We start from the raw sequence: 21152 nt of genomic DNA, 5'->3' as shown, positions 1-21152 counted from the left end.
ACGATCGGACCCCGCAGCAAGCCGGCCGCTCCAACCTATGAGAAAGCTTGCAGCACACCAGTCAGCCGACCCGGCCGAACCCACGCCGGCCCACCTGGAGGCCGCCCTCCGCCGGTTGCGCCGCCGCAGCCCGCTCCAACCGCGCCTGGCAATCGTGCTGGGCAGCGGATTCGGCGGACTGACCGGGTTGCTCGCACAGCCCGTCACGTTGAGCTACGCCCAGCTTCCGGGGTTTCCCCGGCCCACCGTGCCGGGGCACGGGGGCCGACTCTGCATCGGCACCTGCCACGGTGTGCCCGTGGCCCTTCTTCAGGGCCGCGCGCATTTCTACGAGGGCCATTCATGGGCCAGGATCACCTTCCCCGTCCGCGTCCTTGCCGCATGGGGCGTGCGCGACCTGGTCCTCACCAATGCGGCCGGCGGGATCCGGCGTAGCTTTCGCCCCGGCGACTTCATGCTCCTCCGCGACCACATCAATCTCATGGGCGACAACCCGCTGCGCGGGCCCGAGTGGCCCGGTCTGACACGGTTCGTGGACCTCACCCGGGCCTACGATCCCACACTGGCCCGGGGCCTGGTGCACGCCGCACGCGCCCGGCGTGTGCGCCTTCACCGGGGTGTGTACCTCGCCGTCAGTGGCCCCAGTTTTGAGACCCCGGCCGAAATCCGGGCCTTCGCCCGGCTGGGAGCCGACGCCGTGGGCATGAGCACCGTGCCGGAGGTGATTGTGGCGCGACAGTGCGGCCTGCGCGTCGCCGCCGTTTCCTGCATCACCAACCTCGCAGCCGGACGGAACCGCAATCCGCTGAGCCACCAGGAGATCCTCGACCAGGCGGACCGCATCACGCGCACGGCCGTGGCCTGGTTCTCCGAGTTTCTCCGCTGGTACGCAGCACGCCATGAGTAAGGCCCGATCCTCCCCCACACCCGGCCCGCGGAACCGATCCCGGACCGCCCCGGAACCGCCCCCGGCGAAGGTGCAGCCACTCCTTCGCGCCGCCCTGGAGGCCCGCCACCGGGCACGCGCACCCTGGTCACGGTTTCGCGTCGGTGCCGCTGTCCTGACCCGGTCCGGCCGCATCTTCACCGGTGCCAACGTCGAAAGCGCCAGCTTCGGCCTGACCTGCTGCGCCGAACGGGTCGCCCTCTTCAAAACGCTTACCGAATGCAACGAGTCCATCGTTGCAGTGGCGGTGGTGGCGCGGCTGCCCGGCGGCCCCACACCCTGCGGCGCCTGCCGCCAGTTGCTGGCCGAGTATGCCTCCACGGCCTGGGTCTTCCTGGCCGACAGCCGCTCTCCCCGGCGGTATCGTGCCTTCCCCGTCCGCGCCCTGCTGCCGGAGGCCTTTCTTCGCTTTTAAGTCTCCTCCCGTTCCCGCCGATGAGGAAGGCAACGGGTCTTGATCGGTCCGATGCGCAACGAGTTTTTCGCAGCATTCGAAAATGCCGGCTGGCCGGTCCTCTGGTTGGACGCGGCCGGCACCGTCTTACGCGCCAACGACGCCGCCGGACAATGCCTCGGCCCCGGAGTCACCTCGGGTTCCACCCGGCTGACCGCGTTCTGGTGGCCCGACAATCCGATGCCGGCCGATCGGTTCCTCCTCCAATGGACCCGCGCCCCGGCGCCCACCGTGACCCTCAGGCTCCGCGCCCGCGGCGGACAGCTCCTGGAAACCACGGCACACATCACCAGCTGGGTGCGCGATCAGCAACGGTTCTTCCTGTTCCAACTGTTCCCCGCCCCGCGTCAGCCCTCTCCCATAACGCCGGACGAGGACGCAGAAAACGCAGCCCTGAAACAAAGACTGGAATGCCTCCAGCAGTTCGCGCGCACGATCGCGCTCGACTTCAACAACGCCCTCACCCCTGTCCTGAGCCGGACCTCCCTGCTTTTGAGCCGGCTGGCCCCGGATGATCCGGCCCGGCCTGCCCTGCTCGAGATCGAACAGGCGACCGCCCGCGCGGCGGAGATCGCCCACGAACTGGGCACCTTCAGCCGGGCCGGGTCCGAGACCGAGACCGCCCCCGGCGGCAACCTCAACGAATTGATCCAGCGCGCCATCGAGGTCGTTCGGGCCAAGCCCACCGGCGCACGCATCGAGTGGTCGTTCGAACCTGAACGACGCCTCTACACGGTCCACTTTTTCGAGGCCAAACTGCTTCCCGCCTTGGTGCACGTGCTGGACAACGCCGCAGAAGCCATCGCCCGCCAGGGTCTCGTGCGGATCCGCACCCGCAACCTCGAACTCGACCGGCCCCTGCAGGACCGGAACATCGAACTGGCGCCGGGCTGCCACGTCTGCGTGGAGGTGACCGACACCGGTTGCGGCATCCCGCCCGCCCACCTGCCCCGCGTGTTCGAGCCGTTCTTCACCACCAAGGCCGAGCAGGGACACCGCGGGCTCGGTCTGGCCTGGGTCTACGGCGTCGTCACCAGTCACGGGGGCGGCATCACCATGGTCAGCGAACCGGGCCGCGGAACCACCGTCCGGCTCTATTTCCCGGCGCAGCCGGTCGTGGCCCGGACCGTGGCCACCACCGAACCCCTCCTTCGCGGTGAAGGCACGGTCCTGGTGGTGGACGATGACGAGCGGGTCCGGCGCACGGTCGAAGCCGTGCTGAAACAGTTCGGATACAAGGTCGTGAGCGTACCGGGAGGCGAGGAAGCGCTCGACCAGGTCCGCCGAAACGGCGTGCAGGTGGACGTGGCCCTGGTGGACCTGGTGATGCCGCGCATGGGCGGCCGGGAACTGATCGAACATCTGCGCAAACTCCGCCCCTCCCTGCCCATCGTGCCCACCACCGGCTACGTGTTGCCGGCGCTGGAGCCCGCCGAGCCAAATGGTTGTCTCCGCAAACCCTTCACCGCCCAGGAACTGCTGTGGCGCATCAAGCAAGCCGTCAGCAAGGAGACAAATCCCACCAGCCTCACCACCGATCCGATCCCGCCAGCGGCGCCCTGACGCCGGTTCGCGCCACCTCCGCAACGCCAACGCCCGCGTCGCCCCGGGTACTTTCCGGTAACGCCCGACGGCAGGCGCCAATCAAACCGCACGGTGCCCACACGCAGAATCAGCGTGGGTTCGAAAGCGGCCGGGTCGAATGTTCCTGCAACCAGGCCACGTCCGGATTGTGGGGCGAAGCGAAGCTGTCGTTGACCAACCCACCGGTCACCAACGGCGGCATGGTCCGTTCGTCCCGCCAGCGCCGGATCTCCGAGTGCCCGTCGGCAAAGGAAAAACCACACGCACGATGGTGATAAAAACCGGGCAGATCGTAAAAGCCGTACATCTCCGGCCGGTCCGGCCATCCGATCATCCGCGTGGCAAAGTTCCCCATGTCGATGCTGTCCTCCCGCATGTCCAGAAAGACGAAAACCTTCGAGGGACCCGGATTCGCCAGATCCGCCATCTTCAGGTAGATCCGGTAATTCGAGATTTGCGGGCCCCAGCCGCCGTCCGTTCCGCCCCACCCGCCCAGGTACACGTTCATGGACATGGACCGGACCCGTGGCCGCGCCTCGCCGTTGACCACGACAAAGGAACGGTCCGCCGGACACTTCCAGATGCCGTGTTGCCCGCCGCAATACGGCCAGAGCGGACTCCGCTCGATGGAAAGCGCGGGATTCCAGTTGGTCGGATTGTCCGGGTTGAAATCCAGCGTGCCCGTCACCCACGCAGCAGCCAGCGTCTCCGGCCGGCTGGGATCCTCGCTCGCATAGGGCAGCCGGTCCTGGTTGTCTTCGGCGTACATCCGCCAGGCCAGTGCCAACTGCCGGTGATTGTTGAGACACTGCAGGCCCTGCGCTTTCTGTTTGCCCCTGCTCAACGCCGGAAGCATCAACCCCGCAAGCACTGCCACCACCGCAATGACGGCCAGCAGCTCCACCAGGGTGAACCCCGCCGCCCCGTCGCGTGGGCGTGCCGCGTGGCCACGCATCTCCTGTGACCGGGCAACCATCATGGCCTGAGCCCGCGCACACACCTGACCCGCCCGCCTCCCGCCGTCGCTGGCAGGCCCGACCTTCCTGCTCCGCTGAGCCGGGCGTCTGACCGCACCGCAGCCGTGCACGAGCGCATCGTGGAACCAGTCGCGCTGACGTGCAAGTCCCCCACTGCGCCCCCCCGTGACGGCCGGCCCCCGCCCGGCCGTGCTCCGCACCGGTCCGCAGACCCCGCCTCCCGCGATGCCAACCGCCGCGATTCTGGCACTGACAAAGCCCGGCACATCCGTTTAACTCTCCCTCGCCTATGCCGAAGCGCAAGGACATCCATTCGGTGCTGATCATCGGCGCGGGCCCGATCATCATTGGTCAGGCCTGCGAATTCGACTATTCGGGCACGCAGGCCTGCAAAGCCCTCAAGGAGGAGGGCTACCGGGTCATCCTGGTGAACTCCAATCCGGCCACCATCATGACCGACCCCGAGTTCGCCGACCGCACCTACATCGAGCCCATCACCCCGGACTGCGTGGAGAAAATCCTGGTCCGCGAGCTGGAGGAACTCCGGCGGATGGGCGTGCCCTTGGAAGGTGCGCCACCGGACGTCCCGCACAAATTGGTCCTGCTGCCCACCCTCGGCGGCCAGACGGCGCTGAACACCGCCATGGCCCTCCATCGCTCCGGCGTGCTGCGCCGGCTGGGCGTCGAGCTCATCGGGGCCAAACCCGAGGCCATCGAACGCGGAGAAGATCGCCAGGTCTTCAAAGACCTCATGCTCAGCATCGGGCTGGACGTGCCCATCAGCGGCACGGCGCACACTCTCGAGGAGGCCCGCGCCGTGGCGGCCTCCATCGGCCGGTTCCCCCTCGTCATCCGCCCCGCCTTCACCCTCGGCGGCACCGGCGGCGGCATCGCCTACAACCGTGACGAATTCGAAGAGATGGCCCGCCGCGGACTCGATCTCTCCCCGGTCTCCGAAATCCTCATCGAAGAATCACTCCTGGGTTGGAAGGAGTTCGAAATGGAGGTCATGCGCGATCACGCCGACAACTGCGTGGTCATCTGTTCCATCGAGAACTTCGATCCCATGGGGATCCACACCGGCGATTCCATCACCGTGGCGCCCATCCAGACTCTCACAGACAGGGAGTACCAGGCCATGCGCGACGCCAGCTTCGCCGTCATCCGGGCGGTGGGGGTCGAGACCGGCGGTTCCAACATCCAGTTCGCCGTCAACCCGAAAACCGGCCGCATGGTGGTGATCGAAATGAACCCCCGGGTCAGCCGCAGCTCCGCACTGGCCTCCAAGGCCACCGGTTTCCCCATCGCCAAAATCGCCGCCAAACTGGCCGTGGGCTATCGCCTCGACGAAATCCCCAACGACATCACGCGCGAAACCCCCGCGTCGTTCGAGCCCACCATTGACTACGTGGTCGTCAAGGTCCCGCGTTTTGCCTTCGAAAAGTTTCCCGATGCCGACCCCACGCTCACCACCCAGATGAAAAGCGTGGGCGAGGCCATGGCCATCGGCCGAACCTTCAAGGAGGCGCTCCAGAAGTGCCTGCGCTCGCTCGAAATCGGACGGTACGGCCTGGGCGGCGACGGCAAGCCCTGGCGTGTGGACGGCCAGCTCTACGGCGATCGCGACCTGTTCCCGCGCGAACTGCTCATTCGCAAGCTCTCCATCCCCAACGCGGAACGGATCTTTTTCATTCGGCACGCCTTCCGTGCCGGATTCACCGTCGAGGAAATCCACCAGCTCACCCACATCGACCCCTGGTTCCTCAGCCAGATCCGCGAAATCGTCGAGTTCGAGGAACGCCTGGCCCAGTGTCGGAACGAAGCCCCTGCACCCGCCTGACCGGACCCGTCCACTGCTCCCCTGCACCGTGACGGTCGCCCCTTGTTCACGCTTCCATGGCCGAGGTTCCCCCACCCCTCCCGGCCGGTTGCAAACGTCCGCTCCGGTCGGCCCTGCATCGGACCGCACGGCTGTTGGCGGCCATCCTGATTCTCGGGCTGATGCTCCGCTGGTTTGAACATCACCAGGTCTACGCGCCGACCCGCACCCATGATGCCTCACCCACCGGGCTGGGCCGGCCGTTCGAGGACCTGACCTTGACCACGGAGGACGGCCTGCGCATCCACGGCTGGTATTTCCCGGCCGAACCCGACTCCGCACGGGCCCGCTTCGTGGCACTGGTCTGTCATGGGAACGGCGGCAACATCAGTCACCGCCTCCCTCTGGCCGGGGCCCTGTTGGACACCGGCATCGCCGTGCTCCTGTTCGACTACCGCGGCTACGGCCGCAGCGAGGGCCGACCCCACGAGGCCGGCACCTACGCGGACGCCCGCGCCGCATACCGGTGGCTGCTGGCCCGGGGCCATCGTCCCGGGCACGTGCTGGCCGTGGGTGAATCACTCGGTGGAGCCGTCGCCGCCCACCTGGCTGCTCATCAACCGGTGGGCGCCCTGATCCTGATGGGCGCCTTCACCAGCATCCCCGACATCGGCAGCGAACTCTTCCCCTGGCTGCCCGTGCGCTGGCTCGCGCGCATCCGCTACGACACCCGCGAGTCTCTCGGCCGCGTGCGCGTCCCGGTCCTCATCCTCCACAGCCGGCAGGACGATCTCGTGCGGTTTCATCACGCCGAGGCCAACTACGCCACAGCCCACCCGCCCAAATGGCTCCGCGAACTCCGCGGTTCCCACAACGAATCCCTGGGCGACACCGATCGCATCCGAGCGGCCGTGGAGGAACTCCTTCGCCACCTCGGAAGCCAGGGGGCGCCGGCACCGCCTTCGGATGCAGGCGGCTGAGCCGCCCCGCCCCCGGCGGGCGTTCCCGTCACCCGGCCTCATCCCAACGCAGTCGCAGGTCCACACAAGGCGTCAGCTGGTCCTCGGGAATCTCCACGCTCACCTGGCGCCCCAGAAACTCCAACAGGATTTGCACCCTGCGCCGCGCCGGCAGGACCCGGCTCACCACCCCCTCCAATCCCTGCAACACGCCGCCCGCCACGCGGGCGCGGTCCCCGGGCCGGAACGGATCGGGGATCACCCGCAGCTCTTCCTCGCCCAGCCGCCGCCGCAACTCCTCCACCACCTCCGACGGCACCGTGGGCCAGCGCCGGCCAAAATGCACCACACAGGCCACCCCGGGCGTGTGATGGACCGCCCGCAGGCACCGACTCCAATCGAACCGGGCAAACAGATAGCCGGGAAACAAGGCCTCCGTCACCCAGACGTTGCCGCGACGGGTGGGACGCCGGAAGCGGATCCGGGGCAGGAACACCTCCAACTCCGGAAGCAATCGCAGATGACCGGCGGCCACATGCTCGCGCTTCGGCTGGGCGCGAACACAGAACCAGGCCGGCACGGACGGGCCCCCGGATTGCGCGGGCACGATCTGCACCTGCGGGAGGGAAGACGTCCCGCTCTTGTGCATGTCAGGCCTTGTCTCGGCTCGAGCGGTGGTAGTAATCCTTGTAACGCGAGTAGTAGTAGTACTCGCCCGTCCGCGGGTTCACCGCGTTGAAGACCAGGCCCAGCACCTTCACGTTTCGCTGGTACAACAGGTCCAGAGCCGCCCGTGCCACCCGCGCCGAGGTGTGCTGCGCCCGGATCACGAAGATCACCCCGTGCGCCAGGGGAGCCAGCGTGGTGACGTCGTCGGCCGCCATCACCGGCGGCGTGTCCAACACCACGTAATCGTACTGTGCGGCCATCTCCTGCAGCACCTGCCGCGTCAGCGGTTGCAAAAACAACTCACTGGAATTCTGCGTCGGGGAGCCGCACGGAATCACCCAGAGATTCGGCACCGAGGTGGACCGGACCACGTCCTTCCAGGCCGCCTTTTGCTGCAGCACTTCGGAGAACCCGGCCGAGTTGTCCACGCCGAACCGGCGGTGCACCACCCCCTTGCGCAGGTCCGCGTCCACCAACAGCACCCGTGCGCCGCCAAGCGCCAGCGTGATGGCAAGGTTGGCGGTGGTCAGCGACTTGCCATCGTTCGGGATCGAGCTGGTCACCAGCAAAAGCCGCGGTTTCTCGTTGCCGTTGCTCGAGGGCATGAACAGCAGCGAGGAACGCACGTTCCGATAGGCCTCGGCGAATGCGTGTCGGTCATCCTGCGGCTTCAACAACGCCAGTTCGCCATTCCGACCCGACCGCTCCCGCGGGATCTGGCCCAGCACGGGTTCCTCGAAATGATCCTGCAACTCGACGAAGGTGTTCATCCGGTCGTCGAGCCGTTCCACGATCAACAGCAGCCCCATCCCCAACATCAAACCCACCAGTCCCGCCAGGGTGAGGCTGATGGACAGACTCAGCCGGTCCGGCTCGGCCACCGAGGCACGTTCGAGGATGGTCACCGACTCGGGGATGATGTCCTTGTCCACCCCCACGGCCTGCATGGTCTGCAGCAGCCGGTCGTACAGATTCTGCACCCGGGTGATGTTGCCCCGGATCTTCTGGTACTGCGCCATCTTGCTGCTGGCTTCCAGCGCGCGTGCCTCCCATTCCTTGATCTCCTTCTGCAGGTTCTCGATCTGCAGTTGCAGCGACTTCTTGCGGTTCTCGATCTGCTCGACGCTCTGTTCGCGCACGATGTCCAGCAGCTTCTCCTTGCGCTGGATCTCCTCCCGCAACGCAATCATCTTCGGGTGTTTCGGCCGCAGAAACTCCGACAGTTGCTGTTCCTCGGCCTTCAACACCTGGATCTCCTGCTTGACCTTCAGGTACTCCGAATCCGCCCGCAGCACGTCCACCGGACTCCGCTGCTGGCCCGCCGGCACCGGGCGCACCCCGGTGATCACTCCGGCCGACTGCTGCCGCTCCAGGTTCTGCTCCAGGTTGAGCATGTTCAGCAGGTTCAACTCGCTCTGCAGCACAGCCAGTTGCTGGTTCAATTGCGCCAGGTAATTGCCCGCCAGGTTGCCCTGCTCCTGGAGGAACACGATGCTGTTCGTCGCCTGGAACTGCAGGAGTTCCTCCTCGTACTGTTTGAGCTCCTTCTCCAGCCGGGCCACCTCCTCGGTGATCCCCGCCAGCGTCACGTCCGAACTGCGGGTGCGCATCTCCTTCTTGAGGTTGATGAACTCGTCCATCACCGCGTCGAGGTAGGCCTGCACGTACGCGGGGTCCGATCCCACGGCGCGAAGGTTGAAGACGGTGGTCTTGGGCGTGACGCCCACCGTCACCTTGACGGGAACCGGCACCAGATCCGGACGGCTCGCGTGCACCCGTTCGGCGGCACGGTTCAAGACCGTGTCGCTCTGCATCAGCGCCACCTGGGTGCCGAGAAAGTTGCTCAGCTCCTCGATGTAGTTGGCACCCGTCTGAACCTGGATCCGGACGTTGACAATCATCTTGCCTTTGCTGGCGTAGGCCGGCGGAGAATTCCACACGATGATCAGATGAATGGCCATCGCCAGCAGGGCACACCCCGGCAACACCCACCAGTACCGGCGCAGCAAGGTGCGCCAGCGCTGCAGCACCGTGAAAAACCGTGCACTGCGAACCGACCGGTTCTCCGGATCCGGTTGTGGATACTCGTTCATGAGCCTCTCACCAGTTGATCAGCCGCGCCGGCACGATGATGAAATCGTCCGGCTGCAGGGTCACGTCCTCCTCGATTTTGCCCTTCTCCAAAATGTCCTCCATGTTCAGCTCGAAGGTCTGCTTGGTCCCGTCGGGTTGGGTCCGGACCAGCCGCACCTTCTTCTTGTTCGCAAAATCGGTGAATCCCCCGGCCCGCAGGATCGCCTTGCCGGCGGTGAAATTCTCGCCCGTGGGGATCTCGATGGCGCCCTGGTTGCGCACCTGCCCCCAAATGTACACGCGCCCGGCCGTCTTGCTGATCTGGTCCAGCCCCAGGACCACCGTGGCCCGGTAGTAGTAGTCCTTCTCCAACAGCTTTTTCAGCTCCTCAGCCACCTGCTTGCAGGTCTTGCCGGCGACCAGCACCCGCCCCACGTAGGGAACGTCCAGTTCCCCGGAATCGGTCACCATCAGCTGCTTCGGCGGGTCCCGATCTTCGAGGATCTGGAAGCTCAACTTGTCGCCCGGGCCCAGACGATGCCGGTCATCAATGACCACCGGCACCGTCGGCAGGACGGCGCGAGCCGTGCCGGCATCGGCCGCGGCAGCGGCGGCCTCCGCTCCTGGGCCGACCGCACCTGCCGGAGCCGCCGTGCCGGTCTCAGTCCCCGCCGGAACAGCCGCCGGCGCTGACGATTCGCCCCCCTCGGCCGCAATCAGCACGTGCAGTCCGAGCGCCAGTCCCAGAACGATACCACCCACCTTTTTCATCAGATTCCTCATTAAAATGTGTAGGTCCCGGTCAGGACAAGGCGATTCTGAGTGTAGCTGCGACGGAACACGTTGGAATCCCGCACGATGTGACTGTAGCCCAGACTCGCCCCCAGGTTCGGTCCCAGCCGTTTCCCGATCGCCAGCCCCGCCGAGTAACGGTCGTAAACCTCCGGATCGGAAAACCACGAACCACCCTCCTCCTGCGCGCGCTCGTAGCTCGCACTGGTGGCCAGCGAATAACCCCGCAAAATGTTCCAGCTCACCGTCAGATTCCCGTACCATGACCGCAGTGCCTCGGCGTACCAGCCCGACTGCATCCGGTGTCCGGCCGACAGGACGTAGCGGATGTGCCGCGTGATCTGGTGCTGGACCGACAAGTCCGCGTACACGGCGTCGACCGGATCGCCGCCCCGGCCGCCGGGCATCACGTCCGTCGTGGGATCATACACCACATAGCCCGCGCCTGCACGCAACCGGATGAACCGGCCGGCCGGCATCTCGTAAAACAGGCCGACGCTGTAATGCAGCATGTCATTCAACCGCAGGGCCAGACCCGGGTCTTCGTTGTTGAAGTCCGTCAGACCCACCCCGGCCTCCAGGCCCACCGGCGTCAGGGGCGTGACCAACCAACCGAGCCGGAACCCGAACAACTCGGCGGTGCGATCGGTGAAACGGTAGCGTTCGTCGGTTGCCTGGTAGATCTGGTGATCGTAGTTGAAGGCGAGCACCAGCTTGTTCATGTCCCAGACCGCCAGCACACCCAACTGGTTGTCCAATCGGCCGTAGTTGAAACTGCCCCGGATGTCCGGCTGGTCGGCCACCTCCTGGGTGTAATGGAACCGGTTGTGAAAGTTCAGCAGCAGGTTGCCCACAAAAACATCGAACGAGAGGTTCGAATCCGGCGAGACGTGGAAGTAGTTCAGGTCGGAATGGGTCAAAAACGCGTTGTACGTGACGCCGCTGTTGAGCGTCAGCACGTTCTTGTCCGTCACCGGGTAGAGGGCGCGGATGCTGAACCCGGGCCGGATCACGAAATCCGACCGGGGATCCACCTCCTCGTAGCGCACGTTGTCATTGACCTCGAGGGCCAGCGAAGCGTTGAGGTCAAACCGCCAGGCCCCCAACCGCACGTCCCCCCAACCGGCCGCGATCTGGCGGCGCTTGGCCTCCAGGGCCATCTGCCCCGTCAGGGACGAACGCAAGGCCTCCTGCCCGGATGCAGTCACAGCACCGGCCGCCACTGCCAGAACCGTCCAGCACCAACCACGGGCCACCCCACCCATCGGAAGCCCTTCGCACCCCCGGCGGCGTCGGTTCCGACCTACCTTGGCCCCCTTCTTCATCGTTGCAGGTCTCTGATGCGCAAATTCAGAGCCCGCAAACTACCCTCGCACCCCGGTCCGTCAAGCCTCATCGCCTCGGGCTGCTGAACAAGCATCTCGTGGCCGGCGCGCACCGCGCCTCGACCGGCCCCGAACCGTTCCCGGCATGCCCCGAGGCCCAGGCTCCGACCATGTTCGACTCCGCCAGGACGGTGTTCCGTGCTGGTCAAGAGTTTGCCCCTGGCGCACGATGGCACCGTGACGCAAACCCAATCCGCACCGGTGTGGCAGAATGGGCCGGGCAGTCGCTGGTTCTTCACCCTGGGTTGTCTGGTGGAGACCGGCCTTGGTCTGCTTGGCCTGTTGGGGATGGCCAGCCAGCCGGGACCGCTCACTGACTCCCTCCAGTACAGGCCCCGCGATGTGTGGATCGGCCTTGCCGGTGCGCTGCCACCGTTCGCCCTTTTTGTGCTCCTGCTGCGCACCCCGGGCGGCCTTTTCGCACCCGTCCGCCGGTTCCTCGAACAGAATGCAAAACCATGGTTCTCGCCCTGGACGGTCGGGCAACTGGCCCTCATCTCCATCCTGGCCGGCCTGGGCGAGGAACTGCTCTTTCGCGGGGCGCTCCAGGGTTGGATCCGCCTGCTGTGGAATCCGTCAGGCGCGTGCGTGCTGGCAGCCCTCCTGTTCGGCCTGCTGCACTTTGTGAACCTTCCCTATGTCCTGCTTGCGCTGGTGCTCGGACTCTATCTGGGCGGACTCTACGAACTGACGGGTTCCCTCGTGGCACCCATCCTCGTTCATGCACTCCACGACTTTCTGGCGCTGGTTTACCTGACGCGCATTCATCGGTCCGCGTAGAGCAGGCCGGATCCTCCGCTCCGGACCACGTGCCCTCCGGATGCACCCCGCGCATTTCGACCCCGGCGACCCGGACCCGACGGGTTCACGAGGGCTCCGCGGCAGCGCCCACAGAAGGCTCTTCCAGAACCCGCTGATACCACGAGCGCCTCGCGTTGCAAAAGCGGCAAGCCGAGAGCATGACCGGTACTTCCACCAGCACGCCCACCACGCAGGCCGGAGCCGCCGGGAATCCGGGGCCGAACCATGAGATGGCCGCCGCGACGGCCAGCTCAAAGAAGTTGCCGGCGCCGATCCACGCACCGGGGCCGCCACCGAATGCGGCACGCGGAACCATCGCATCAGCCTGTCCCAGCGGCCCTGCCGGCGCGATTGCACCGGGCCGGCCTGCTGCAGGAGGGCCGGGTGCTGCCAGACGGTCGAGACCGCCCATCCCAACAGCTCCATCAACTCGCAGACTCACAGCTCTCCGTGCTGCAAGGCCGCCGACGCCCGGAGGCGCTGAGGATCCGGCAGCGCTCTCGCCACGGCCGGGCATCCGGGCAACGTTTTTACGTTTCGCCAGCTATCGAAACATCCGTCACAAGGTCAATCGCGCTTTTCCCCAACCGGCGCCCGGCCGGATCCACAAACACGCCGAACCTCACCGCAGGACCCACTCCGGCTCCGGGCGGTCGGATCGGTTCCCGGAGGCTTGCCCGCGAGCCGCCCGGCCCGCATGTTGAAACAGGAAACCAGGCGTTTGCGCGCAATGGACGAGGTCGCAACCGTGAGATCCGCCCCCCGAACACCGTGGCTGCTGGCCGGGCTGTTGAGCCTGGGGCTGGCCGCCCTGGCCGCGCTGGCCTGGCAACAGCACCGCCAGGCACGCGACCTCCGAAGCCGTTTGCAAACCATGAACGAACTCCGCCTGGAGCTGGAAACGCTCAGGCTCGAAAACGAACAGTTGCGCGCCTCCAACCGGGAACTGGCCTCGACCGGGCTTTCCTCAGAAGGCACGCGCGAGCTGCTGCGTCTTCGCAACGAGGTCACCCAGCTCCGCAAGCAACTGGAAGAACTCGAGAAGCTGAAGGAAGCCAACGCGCGCCTGCTCCAGGCGCTGCAGAACACCCCGGGACTTTCTCCCACCCAGATGGCGGAGGTCACCGCAGCGCGGCGCCAGGGCGCCATCCTGGGAGTCTACATCCGGCCGGCCCCTCCCGGACAAACCGGTGTGCTGGTGGCAGGCATCGACCCCGGCGCACCGGCCGCCCGGTCCGGTCTCCGGCCGGGTGACCTCATTTATGCCCTGGACGGCAAGCCGGTGCCGGACGCCGGCACCCTCCAAGCCGAAATGCTCACGCGCCGGCCCGGCGAAACCGTTCTCGTGGACGTGCTCCGGAGCAACACACCGATGCGCTTCCAAGTGGTGACCCGCGATTGGCCAGGGTCCAGATGATCCCCTCGCGGGTCTGCCACCCGCCACAACCGGGCTCACCTCCCACGGCCCATCGCCCGACTCGCCCGGGGCTCAATCCGTCACCGGAATCCGGCGTGGTTGCAGCTCCTGCGCCTTCGGGAGCACCAATGTCAAAAGACCCTGCTCCAAACGGGCCGTCACCCGGTTGGTGTCCAACGCCGGATCCAGCTCGAACACCCGCCGGTACTCCATGCCCGAACCTCGTTCGCGCAACAGGAACCGGCCCTCGACGGTTTCCGCCGTACGCCGCCCCACAATCGTCAGTTGGTTGCCTTCCACCGTGACCTCCAGCCCGTCACGCGTCACGCCGGGCATCTCCGCCTCGATCACGAACTCCTGCGGCGTCTCATAAATGTTCACCGCCGGCACCAACCAGCGACGCCGCGAAGGCATGCGGGTGACCCGGCCTTCCGCAGGGGTCGCGGCCTTCACCTCCTGATTTTGTTGGACAACCGGATCCTTTTGCATGTTCCACCTCCTTTCAGTCGGCCTGCACCTGGATCTGTTTGGGCCGGGCCTCTTCGGCCTTCGGCAGCACCACTTCCAACACCCCGTCCCGGTAACGCGCGGTAATCTGGTCAACCGCCACCGCCACCGGCAGGGAAATCGTCCGTTGGAACCGACCCGACACCCGTTCGGCCCGATGGACCTGCGCCCGGGCATACCGGTCGTCCGGTCGCATCTCCCCCGCCACCGTCAAGCAGCCATCGTGCAGGGTCACTTGGATGTCCTCCCGGCGCATGCCGGGCAGGTCCACCCTCAACACCAGTCGGTCCGGCTCCTCCACCAAGTCCACCGCCGGGGCGTGTTCGCCCCAGAGAGTGGACGCGCTTCCCGCAGCGGCAAAGGCCGTGTCCAGCAACCGATCCACCTCCTCCTGCAAACTTTCCAACTGATCCCACAAGGAGGCGTTCCGCCGTTCGTACCTTCGAACCTGCGTGCTCATAAGCCACATCACCTCTGCTGTATTCCATCAGTCGAACAGCGAAAACTGTGCCAACCACCCATATCGGACACAACACAATCGATCACAACAACATGCAATTCACCAACCGGCCATTGTCCGCACACTCCGCATGAGTCACTATGACACTTTGAAATGTGAACATCGGCTGGTTGTGTGTCATATCGCGACACCAACACACGACGGGTGCTTGGGTGAGCCAGAACCGGTCGAAGGAGGTGTGGCCGTCTGGTTTGCCGGTTGATCTGAGGTCGGCATGCGTATTGCCCCTTCGTGCTTCCCACGTTTGAACGGTGGTGCTACGGTGGCGGCATGGCGCGGAGGATGGCGCAGTCCAATCACAGCCGCGTGCCCCGGGAATTGGTGGGAATCGGTTTGGCGGCCTTGGGACTCTTTCTGCTGGTGGCCCAGTGGTCGTTTGATCGGTACGACCTTCCCTTGCATCGGAACCCTCCCAATCAACCGGTGCACAATCTGGCGGGCCCGGTGGGAGCTCACTTGGCCAACACCACGTTTTTTCTGTTCGGTTTGATGGCCTTTTTTCTGCCGCCGGCACTTTTCCTCCTGGCTGCCTCGTGCTGGTGGAGCGTGCTGGAACATTTGCGCCGGCGCTGGCCCTGGTTGCTGATCTGGTTCTTGTCCGGATCCGGCCTGTTGCACATGGCCAACGAGTGGCCGGTGCTCCGCAGCTGGGGGCGGCTGCTGGGCGCGCCCAGCGTGGGCGGTTTTCTGGGTGCCTTCAGCTACGATTGGTTCTTTTGGATGCTCGGCACCGTGGGGGCGGTCATCCTCTACGGGGCGCTTTATGTCACGAGCCTGAGTTACCTGTCCAACTTCCAGCTCCTGGCATGGCTGCGCGGGCTGCCGGAACGGATCCGGGACTGGAGAGAGGCCCGCCGGCCGGGCCTGCAGGTTCTTGAGGAAAAGGTCCGGGAGTTGGAAGCCCGCAAAAAGGCCCTCAAGCAGCAGCCTCTCGGTCCGCTCGCCGAGGAAGCCGGGAGGAGGCCGGTGCCCGAACCGCGCATTCGGGATCTCAGCCTCCCGCGGAACCCAACTGCTGAAGGCGCTTCTCCCCCGACCACCGCGAGCGACCCCGGTTTGGTTGCGGAGCCGGCTGAAGGCAGAGCGGCACCGGAAACGGCTCGCTCCGGCGCGCCGGCCGCCCTCCCGACCTCACCTGCGGCACCGGAGGAGGAAGGTGCCGGGGACAGACCGGCACCCGCCGCGGCCGAGGAGGAGCCGGTGACCCCACCGGCGGCGACGTCCGAAAGCCCCCGGCCGGCTGCCGCGGTTGCCCGGCCCTCCCCTGTTCCCAGCGGCACCCCGGCCGCCAGGCCCCGGAGGCCCAAACCCATCGCCGTGGCGGTGCCTCCGGTGATCGGCAACTATCAGTTGCCGGGCGTGGAACTCTTGAACCCGCCGGAGGTGCCAACGCGGCCGAGCGAGTCCAAGGAGGAACTGCTGGCCAACGCCCGGCTCATTCAACAGACGCTTGCCCAGTTCGGCATCGAAGTCGAGCTGGGCGACATCACCAAGGGCCCCACGATCACGCGGTACGAACTGCATCCGGCGCCCGGGGTCAAACTCGAACGGATCACCGCGTTGACCAACAACCTCACCGCCGCTCTGAAGGCCGAGCGCATCCACGTCCTGGCGCCCGTCCCGGGCAAAAGTTCCGTGGGCATCGAGGTTCCCAACCGGGTCAAGACCAAGGTGGTCATCCGAGATCTTCTGGAGTCGGAGGAGTGGCGCCACACGCGGGCGCGGATCCCCCTGGCTCTGGGCAAGGACGTGTACGGACATCCCATCATCGCCGACCTGGCCGAAATGCCCCATCTGTTGATCGCCGGCAGCACGGGCTCGGGCAAGTCGGTCTGCATCAACGCGATCATCGCTTCGTTGCTCTACCGGTTCACGCCGGATCAACTGCGCTTCGTGATGATTGACCCCAAGGTGGTGGAACTTCAGCAGTACAACAGCCTGCCTCATCTGGTGGTCCCGGTGGTCACCGATCCCAAAAAGGTCATCCTGGCCCTGCGCTGGGTGGTCAACGAGATGGAAAAGCGCTACCAGATCTTCGCCCGCGTGGGAGTCCGCAACATCACTTCCTTCAACAGCCGGCCGCGGAACAAGCCCCTGCCCGAACGCGAACCGGAGCTGCCCCTGAAGGCGCGCAAGGAAAGGATCGAACCGGCCGCAGACGGCTTCGCCGTGGAGGTGGACGAGGAGATCGTGGTGCCGCGCGAGGAGGACATCGTCATTCCGGACAAGCTCAGCTACATCGTGGTCATCATTGACGAGCTGGCCGATCTCATGTTGGTGGCGCCGGCCGACGTGGAGATGGCCATCGCCCGCATCACCCAGATGGCCCGTGCGGCCGGCATTCACGTCATTGTGGCCACGCAACGGCCCAGCGTGGACGTCATCACCGGGGTCATCAAGGCCAACATCGCCGCCCGCATCGCCTTCCAGTGCGCCTCCCGCGTGGATTCGCGCACCATACTGGACGCAATGGGCGCGGAAAAACTCCTGGGCAAGGGTGACATGCTCTATCTGCCGCCCGGATCGGCCAAGCTCATCCGCGCCCAAGGCGCGCTCATCACCGACGACGAAATCCAGCGGCTGGTCGAGTTCATCGCCAAACAGGGCAAACCCAACTACGACCTCGAGATCCACGAGCAACTCTCCCGGCCCTGCTCCGCCCTGGAGGAAAACAACGGGATCAACGAGGACGAGGAACTCATCCAGCAGTGCATCGAGGTGATCCGAAGCGAACAAAAGGCCAGTGTCTCCCTGTTGCAGCGGCGGCTGCGGCTCGGGTACACCCGCGCCGCCCGGATCATGGACGAACTGGAACGTCGCGGCATCGTGGGTCCCAGCAAGGGGGCCGAGCCCCGCGACATCCTGATTGACTTGGACGCACCCGGCGCGGGCAGTGCCACGGGAGGCTCCCCGGCCCAGCCGGGCGGTTGACCCTCCCGGCCGCCCCCCGCCCCCGGGCGTTGCCGGATCTGCTTGCCGTTGGAACGGCCGCCCCCTACATCAGGATCGCATGAACCTGCCACTTGCGTTTGCCCGGTCCGCAGACACCTGGCCCGAGAAGACAGCGATTTTCTGGGGCTTGGAGGAGATTCCCTACCAGGCCCTGCTCCGGCAAAGCCAGGTGGTGGCCCGGCACCTGGTCCAGCAGATGGGCGTTCAACCCGGGGATCGTGTGGGGCTCTGGCTCCGGAATCGTCCCGAATTCATCCCCGCCTTCTTCGGCACCCTGATGAGCGGCTCCGTCGTGGTGCCGATCAACAACTTCCTGAAACCGGACGAGGTGAACTACATAATGGGCGACGCCGGCATCCGGGTACTGATCACCGATGAGGAGCTGGCCCAACAGGCTCCCGCGTTGCAGGCCGCGCATCCGCAACTACGCTTGTTGCCGGTCGAATCATTCACCTGGCTGGCCCCTGCCCCATCGGGCTGGGAGCCTCCGGGCTTCGACCGGGCCACCAACGATCTGGCCGTGCTGATCTACACCTCGGGAACGACCGGGCGACCCAAGGGAGCCATGCTCTCGCACGGGAACCTGCTTCACAACGTGGAGAGCTGCCGGCAGGTTCTGCAAACCGTGCAGGCCGACCGGTTCGCCGTGCTCCTGCCCCTCTTTCACAGCTACATGATCACGGTGGGGATGTTGCTGCCGTTGTTGGTGGGGGGCAGCATGGTCCTGGTCCGGTCGCTTCACCCGCCACGGAGCGCACTGGCCGAGATCCTCCAGCGCCAGGCCACCGTGTTACCGGCCATCCCGCCGTTCTACCGGGCCATGGTCGGGGCACCCTTGAAGCCACCGCTGCCGCTCAGGCTCTGCATCAGCGGGGCGGCGCCGTTGCCGGTGCAGGTGCTGAAGGATTTCGAGGCCAAGTTCGGCATCCCGCTCCTGGAAGGGTACGGCCTGAGCGAAGCCAGCCCGGTGGTCACCAAAAACCCGATTCATCGCCGCAAACCGGGCTCGATCGGACTCCCGATTCCGAACGTGGAGGTCTCGGTGAAGGATGACCAGGGCAACATGCTGCCCCACCATACGGTGGGCGAGATCTGCGTCCGCGGAGGCAACGTCATGCTCGGTTACTGGAACCGGCCGGAAGAGACCGCCCAGGCCATCCGCAACGGATGGCTGCTCACCGGCGACATCGGTTATCAGGACGCCGAGGGCTACTTTTACATCACCGACCGCAAAAAGGACATGATCCTCGTCAACGGCATCAATGTCTATCCCCGCGAAATCGAGGAGGTGCTGTACCAGTATCCCGGTGTGAAAGAAGCGGCGGTCATTGGCGTGCCGGATGCGCGGCGGGGGGAACAACCGTTGGCCTTTGTCGCCCCGGCCGAGGGCGCGCACCTGGAGGAACGGCCGATGCTCCAGTTCCTGCGCCAGCGGCTGGCGGATTACAAGCTGCCCCGGCGCATCGTCTTCATGGAAACCCTGCCCCGCAACGCCACTGGCAAAATCCTCAAAACCACCCTGCGCCAGATGGCCGGCACAGTGGGCCCGGTGGAGGAGCTGGGCTGAAGGACGGTGGGGCGGCCGACGCAATCCGGCCTGCGCATCCAGGGCAGACCGCTCCGCCCCCTGCCCTTCACCGGCGCACCGGCAGGTGGGGCGGTGTGTGGAATTCATACCGGGCGGGACCCGCTTCCGTTTCCAAAAGCAGCGTGTAGTCGGTGTCGGGTTCCAGCGGGTCCGCCCAAGCCCCACGGACCTTGGGTCGCATGCCGCGGATGGGCTGGCCGTACACGATGGCGCGAACCGGCACCGAATTGGAGTCGGACACCAGGTGCCAGACGCCGGAGGCGTATTTGTTGGTGGCGAGCCACGTAGAGGGCACGACCCGCAGCTCCGTGAGCCGGACACTCCGATCGAGGGAGAAGGTCAGCAGGTAGGGGAGGCGTGCAAGGCCCCAGCGCGCCGGCCGCGCCGGGTCGTACCTCGGGTTGGGCCGGATGGTGTGGACCATTTGAATATCGGCGGGCCGGAACCAGTCCATGATCCGGTAGAGACTGAAACCCAGCAACCCCACCGCCACGACGAGGAGAACGATGTTCCTGGTTGACATGATCCAAACGAATGGACGCCGGTCGGCGCGAACTATTCAGCCCGGCTGTCCGACCGGGAAGGTCCGCGCCGGTTTCACGCTGATCGAGTTGCTGGTGGTCATCGCGATCATCGCGATCCTGGCGAGCATGTTGTTGCCGGCCCTCGGCCGCGCCAAGGAGACCGCCCGCCGCATCTCCTGCAACAACAACCTGCGCCAGTTGACACTCGCGGCCCGACTGTACGTGGACGATTCCGAGGGGTTCTTCCCACCACGGCTGGTCAACGGCCGGTGGCCGCACCGCCTCCACACCTACTACCGGGAACTGCGCCTGTTGGTCTGTCCCAGCGATGGCCCCAACCCGGCCACCCAACCGGCCAACACCAACCTGTACCCCGCGGACGGCGCGCCGCGCAGCTACCTCATCAATGCTTTCAACGACTACTTCCAGAGCGCTCTGTCAGCCGACGACTGGCAGGCCTACGTGCAAGGGCGCTATCTCCAGGGGATGAAAGAGATCATGGTCCGGCACCCCTCCGACACCATCCTCTTCGGCGAAAAGGAAACCCGTTCGCCCCACTACTACATGGATTTCTACGAGGGCAACGGCAACGACGTCGACGAGGTTGAGCAGAGCCGACATTCCGGCGCAGGTGCCGGCACACGCTCCGGGGGTTCGAACTTCGCCTTCATCGACGGGAGCGTGCGGTTCCTGCGGTTCGGCCGGAGCCTGACACCGGTCAACCTCTGGGCCGTCACCGAGGCCGCGCGCACCAACCTGGCCGGGTTCTAGGACAGGACGTATCCCCTCTGGCGCGAACCCGGCGCCTCACACCCGGAAATCAGGACAAAAAAATTGGAGCGGGTGAAGGGAATCGAACCCTCGTCTCAGGCTTGGGAAGCCCGCGTTCTACCATTGAACCACACCCGCGGTCCGCTTCTTGTCTAGCACAGGCGGCCGGGCTTGACAAGACCCCGACTGCAACCTGGCCGGAATCCCGCAGCGCCCCCAAACGGGGCAGCGCCGGCCATCGGGTCCCCCCGGCACCCACCCTCCCGCACGGCCTCCAAAACCCTCCGGAGGACCGGCTCCGCCTCCAAAGCGGCAAAGTCCTGCACGAATGCACTTCATGCGGACCCGATTTGACCGAAGAGGATGTTGTGGCAGTTTGCTGCAGCAACGAACGCCCTTCGCAAACGCGAAATC

18 protein-coding genes, 1 tRNA gene and 1 pseudogene are annotated in these 21152 nt (G+C 65.8%); 10 read left to right on the top strand and 10 right to left on the bottom strand.

From position 1 onward, the window contains the following. Positions 1–37 precede the first annotated feature (37 nt). The 3 genes from ACPDIX_RS14250 to ACPDIX_RS14240 are packed head-to-tail and all read left to right on the top strand — an operon-like array spanning position 38 to position 2963. A complete protein-coding gene (locus ACPDIX_RS14250) occupies positions 38–907 on the top strand; it encodes a purine-nucleoside phosphorylase (RefSeq protein ID WP_423432472.1) in 870 nt (289 codons plus the stop codon). Further along, positions 900–1361, top strand: coding sequence for a cytidine deaminase (gene cdd / locus ACPDIX_RS14245; RefSeq protein WP_423432471.1), 462 nt, complete (start codon positions 900–902; stop codon positions 1359–1361). Before ACPDIX_RS14250 ends, cdd begins: the two co-directional genes overlap by 8 nt. A gap of 51 nt (positions 1362–1412) precedes the next feature. Beyond that, the gene (locus ACPDIX_RS14240) at positions 1413–2963 is read left to right on the top strand and encodes an ATP-binding protein (RefSeq protein ID WP_423432470.1); all 1551 of its coding nucleotides are present in this window, start codon (positions 1413–1415) and stop codon (positions 2961–2963) included. A 109-nt stretch (positions 2964–3072) separates the two neighbouring features. Here ACPDIX_RS14240 and ACPDIX_RS14235 read toward each other — a convergent pair whose 3' ends face one another. Continuing rightward, on the bottom strand, positions 3073–3960 hold the full coding sequence (locus tag ACPDIX_RS14235; RefSeq protein WP_423432469.1) for a type II secretion system protein: 888 nt from the start codon (positions 3958–3960) through the stop codon (positions 3073–3075). 290 nt (positions 3961–4250) lie between these two features. Between ACPDIX_RS14235 and carB the strand changes: the two genes are divergently transcribed. Continuing rightward, complete coding sequence (carB, locus tag ACPDIX_RS14230) at positions 4251–5801, top strand: carbamoyl-phosphate synthase large subunit (RefSeq protein WP_423432468.1); 1551 nt, start codon at positions 4251–4253, stop codon at positions 5799–5801. A gap of 56 nt (positions 5802–5857) precedes the next feature. Further along, positions 5858–6760 carry an alpha/beta hydrolase gene (locus tag ACPDIX_RS14225; RefSeq protein ID WP_423432467.1) on the top strand — a complete coding sequence of 301 codons (903 nt, stop codon included), beginning with the start codon at positions 5858–5860 and terminating at the stop codon, positions 6758–6760. A 28-nt stretch (positions 6761–6788) separates the two neighbouring features. On the opposite strand, the gene nusG is transcribed toward ACPDIX_RS14225, so the two are convergent. From nusG to ACPDIX_RS14205, 4 genes are read right to left on the bottom strand one after another with little or no spacing between them, the layout of a single operon-like run. Continuing rightward, positions 6789–7388, bottom strand: a complete 600-nt coding sequence (gene nusG, locus ACPDIX_RS14220) for a transcription termination/antitermination protein NusG (protein ID WP_423432466.1) — start codon at positions 7386–7388, stop codon at positions 6789–6791. A 1-nt stretch (position 7389) separates the two neighbouring features. Next, the gene (locus ACPDIX_RS14215; RefSeq protein WP_423432465.1) at positions 7390–9501 is read right to left on the bottom strand and encodes a GumC family protein; all 2112 of its coding nucleotides are present in this window, start codon (positions 9499–9501) and stop codon (positions 7390–7392) included. A gap of 7 nt (positions 9502–9508) precedes the next feature. Beyond that, entirely contained in the window at positions 9509–10252 is a 744-nt protein-coding gene (locus tag ACPDIX_RS14210) for a polysaccharide biosynthesis/export family protein (RefSeq protein ID WP_423432464.1), read from the bottom strand. Between the two features lie 11 nt (positions 10253–10263). Continuing rightward, positions 10264–11457, bottom strand: a complete 1194-nt coding sequence (locus ACPDIX_RS14205; protein ID WP_423432463.1) for a hypothetical protein — start codon at positions 11455–11457, stop codon at positions 10264–10266. A gap of 378 nt (positions 11458–11835) precedes the next feature. Here ACPDIX_RS14205 and ACPDIX_RS14200 point away from each other — a divergent pair, with 378 nt between their 5' ends. Next, positions 11836–12438: a lysostaphin resistance A-like protein gene (locus ACPDIX_RS14200; protein ID WP_423432462.1), complete on the top strand. Its 603-nt coding sequence runs from the start codon at positions 11836–11838 to the stop codon at positions 12436–12438. Between the two features lie 85 nt (positions 12439–12523). On the opposite strand, the pseudogene ACPDIX_RS14195 reads toward ACPDIX_RS14200, so the two are convergent. Next, positions 12524–12783 (bottom strand): annotated as a pseudogene (locus ACPDIX_RS14195) (arsenical-resistance protein); the annotation flags it as partial. 424 nt (positions 12784–13207) lie between these two features. Between ACPDIX_RS14195 and ACPDIX_RS14190 the strand changes: the two are divergent. Then, positions 13208–13876, top strand: a complete 669-nt coding sequence (locus ACPDIX_RS14190) for a PDZ domain-containing protein (RefSeq protein WP_423432461.1) — start codon at positions 13208–13210, stop codon at positions 13874–13876. 72 nt (positions 13877–13948) lie between these two features. On the opposite strand, the gene ACPDIX_RS14185 is transcribed toward ACPDIX_RS14190, so the two are convergent. Together ACPDIX_RS14185 and ACPDIX_RS14180 are read right to left on the bottom strand one after the other, a co-directional pair. Further along, on the bottom strand, positions 13949–14365 hold the full coding sequence (locus ACPDIX_RS14185; RefSeq protein ID WP_423432460.1) for an Hsp20/alpha crystallin family protein: 417 nt from the start codon (positions 14363–14365) through the stop codon (positions 13949–13951). 13 nt (positions 14366–14378) lie between these two features. Then, positions 14379–14843 carry an Hsp20/alpha crystallin family protein gene (locus ACPDIX_RS14180; protein WP_423432459.1) on the bottom strand — a complete coding sequence of 155 codons (465 nt, stop codon included), beginning with the start codon at positions 14841–14843 and terminating at the stop codon, positions 14379–14381. Between the two features lie 330 nt (positions 14844–15173). Here ACPDIX_RS14180 and ACPDIX_RS14175 point away from each other — a divergent pair, with 330 nt between their 5' ends. Beyond that, positions 15174–17834 (top strand): DNA translocase FtsK, encoded by a 2661-nt coding sequence (locus ACPDIX_RS14175; protein WP_423432458.1) that lies wholly within the window; start codon positions 15174–15176, stop codon positions 17832–17834. Positions 17835–17913: 79 nt separating this feature from the next. Beyond that, positions 17914–19422 carry a long-chain-fatty-acid--CoA ligase gene (locus tag ACPDIX_RS14170; protein WP_423432457.1) on the top strand — a complete coding sequence of 503 codons (1509 nt, stop codon included), beginning with the start codon at positions 17914–17916 and terminating at the stop codon, positions 19420–19422. Positions 19423–19489: 67 nt separating this feature from the next. Here the strand turns inward: ACPDIX_RS14170 and ACPDIX_RS14165 are convergent, their stop codons facing one another. Then, positions 19490–19966: a hypothetical protein gene (locus tag ACPDIX_RS14165; RefSeq protein ID WP_423432456.1), complete on the bottom strand. Its 477-nt coding sequence runs from the start codon at positions 19964–19966 to the stop codon at positions 19490–19492. On the opposite strand from ACPDIX_RS14165, the gene ACPDIX_RS14160 reads away from it, so the two are divergent. Beyond that, the gene (locus ACPDIX_RS14160; RefSeq protein WP_423432455.1) at positions 19965–20738 is read left to right on the top strand and encodes a DUF1559 domain-containing protein; all 774 of its coding nucleotides are present in this window, start codon (positions 19965–19967) and stop codon (positions 20736–20738) included. The two genes, ACPDIX_RS14165 and ACPDIX_RS14160, sit on opposite strands and share 2 nt — an antisense overlap. 64 nt (positions 20739–20802) lie before the next feature. Here the strand turns inward: ACPDIX_RS14160 and ACPDIX_RS14155 are convergent. Further along, positions 20803–20876 (bottom strand) — tRNA-Gly (locus ACPDIX_RS14155). Positions 20877–21152 lie beyond the last annotated feature (276 nt).

The organism is Limisphaera sp. 4302-co (assembly GCF_049537155.1).
Taxonomy (GTDB): domain Bacteria; phylum Verrucomicrobiota; class Verrucomicrobiia; order Limisphaerales; family Limisphaeraceae; genus Limisphaera.
Note: the sequence above shows the minus strand (reverse complement) of the source record. Positions and strands in the feature narration are given on the sequence as shown.

Coding starts and splice junctions, on each gene's coding strand:
- ACPDIX_RS14250 (WP_423432472.1), top strand. CDS start 38: ATGAGAAAGCTTGCAGCACACCAGTCAGCCGACCCGGCCGAACCCACG.
- cdd (WP_423432471.1), top strand. CDS start 900: ATGAGTAAGGCCCGATCCTCCCCCACACCCGGCCCGCGGAACCGATCC.
- ACPDIX_RS14240 (WP_423432470.1), top strand. CDS start 1,413: ATGCGCAACGAGTTTTTCGCAGCATTCGAAAATGCCGGCTGGCCGGTC.
- ACPDIX_RS14235 (WP_423432469.1), bottom strand. CDS start 3,960: ATGGTTGCCCGGTCACAGGAGATGCGTGGCCACGCGGCACGCCCACGC.
- carB (WP_423432468.1), top strand. CDS start 4,251: ATGCCGAAGCGCAAGGACATCCATTCGGTGCTGATCATCGGCGCGGGC.
- ACPDIX_RS14225 (WP_423432467.1), top strand. CDS start 5,858: ATGGCCGAGGTTCCCCCACCCCTCCCGGCCGGTTGCAAACGTCCGCTC.
- nusG (WP_423432466.1), bottom strand. CDS start 7,388: ATGCACAAGAGCGGGACGTCTTCCCTCCCGCAGGTGCAGATCGTGCCC.
- ACPDIX_RS14215 (WP_423432465.1), bottom strand. CDS start 9,501: ATGAACGAGTATCCACAACCGGATCCGGAGAACCGGTCGGTTCGCAGT.
- ACPDIX_RS14210 (WP_423432464.1), bottom strand. CDS start 10,252: ATGAAAAAGGTGGGTGGTATCGTTCTGGGACTGGCGCTCGGACTGCAC.
- ACPDIX_RS14185 (WP_423432460.1), bottom strand. CDS start 14,365: ATGCAAAAGGATCCGGTTGTCCAACAAAATCAGGAGGTGAAGGCCGCG.
- ACPDIX_RS14180 (WP_423432459.1), bottom strand. CDS start 14,843: ATGAGCACGCAGGTTCGAAGGTACGAACGGCGGAACGCCTCCTTGTGG.
- ACPDIX_RS14175 (WP_423432458.1), top strand. CDS start 15,174: ATGGCGCGGAGGATGGCGCAGTCCAATCACAGCCGCGTGCCCCGGGAA.
- ACPDIX_RS14170 (WP_423432457.1), top strand. CDS start 17,914: ATGAACCTGCCACTTGCGTTTGCCCGGTCCGCAGACACCTGGCCCGAG.
- ACPDIX_RS14160 (WP_423432455.1), top strand. CDS start 19,965: ATGATCCAAACGAATGGACGCCGGTCGGCGCGAACTATTCAGCCCGGC.
- ACPDIX_RS14165 (WP_423432456.1), bottom strand. CDS start 19,966: ATGTCAACCAGGAACATCGTTCTCCTCGTCGTGGCGGTGGGGTTGCTG.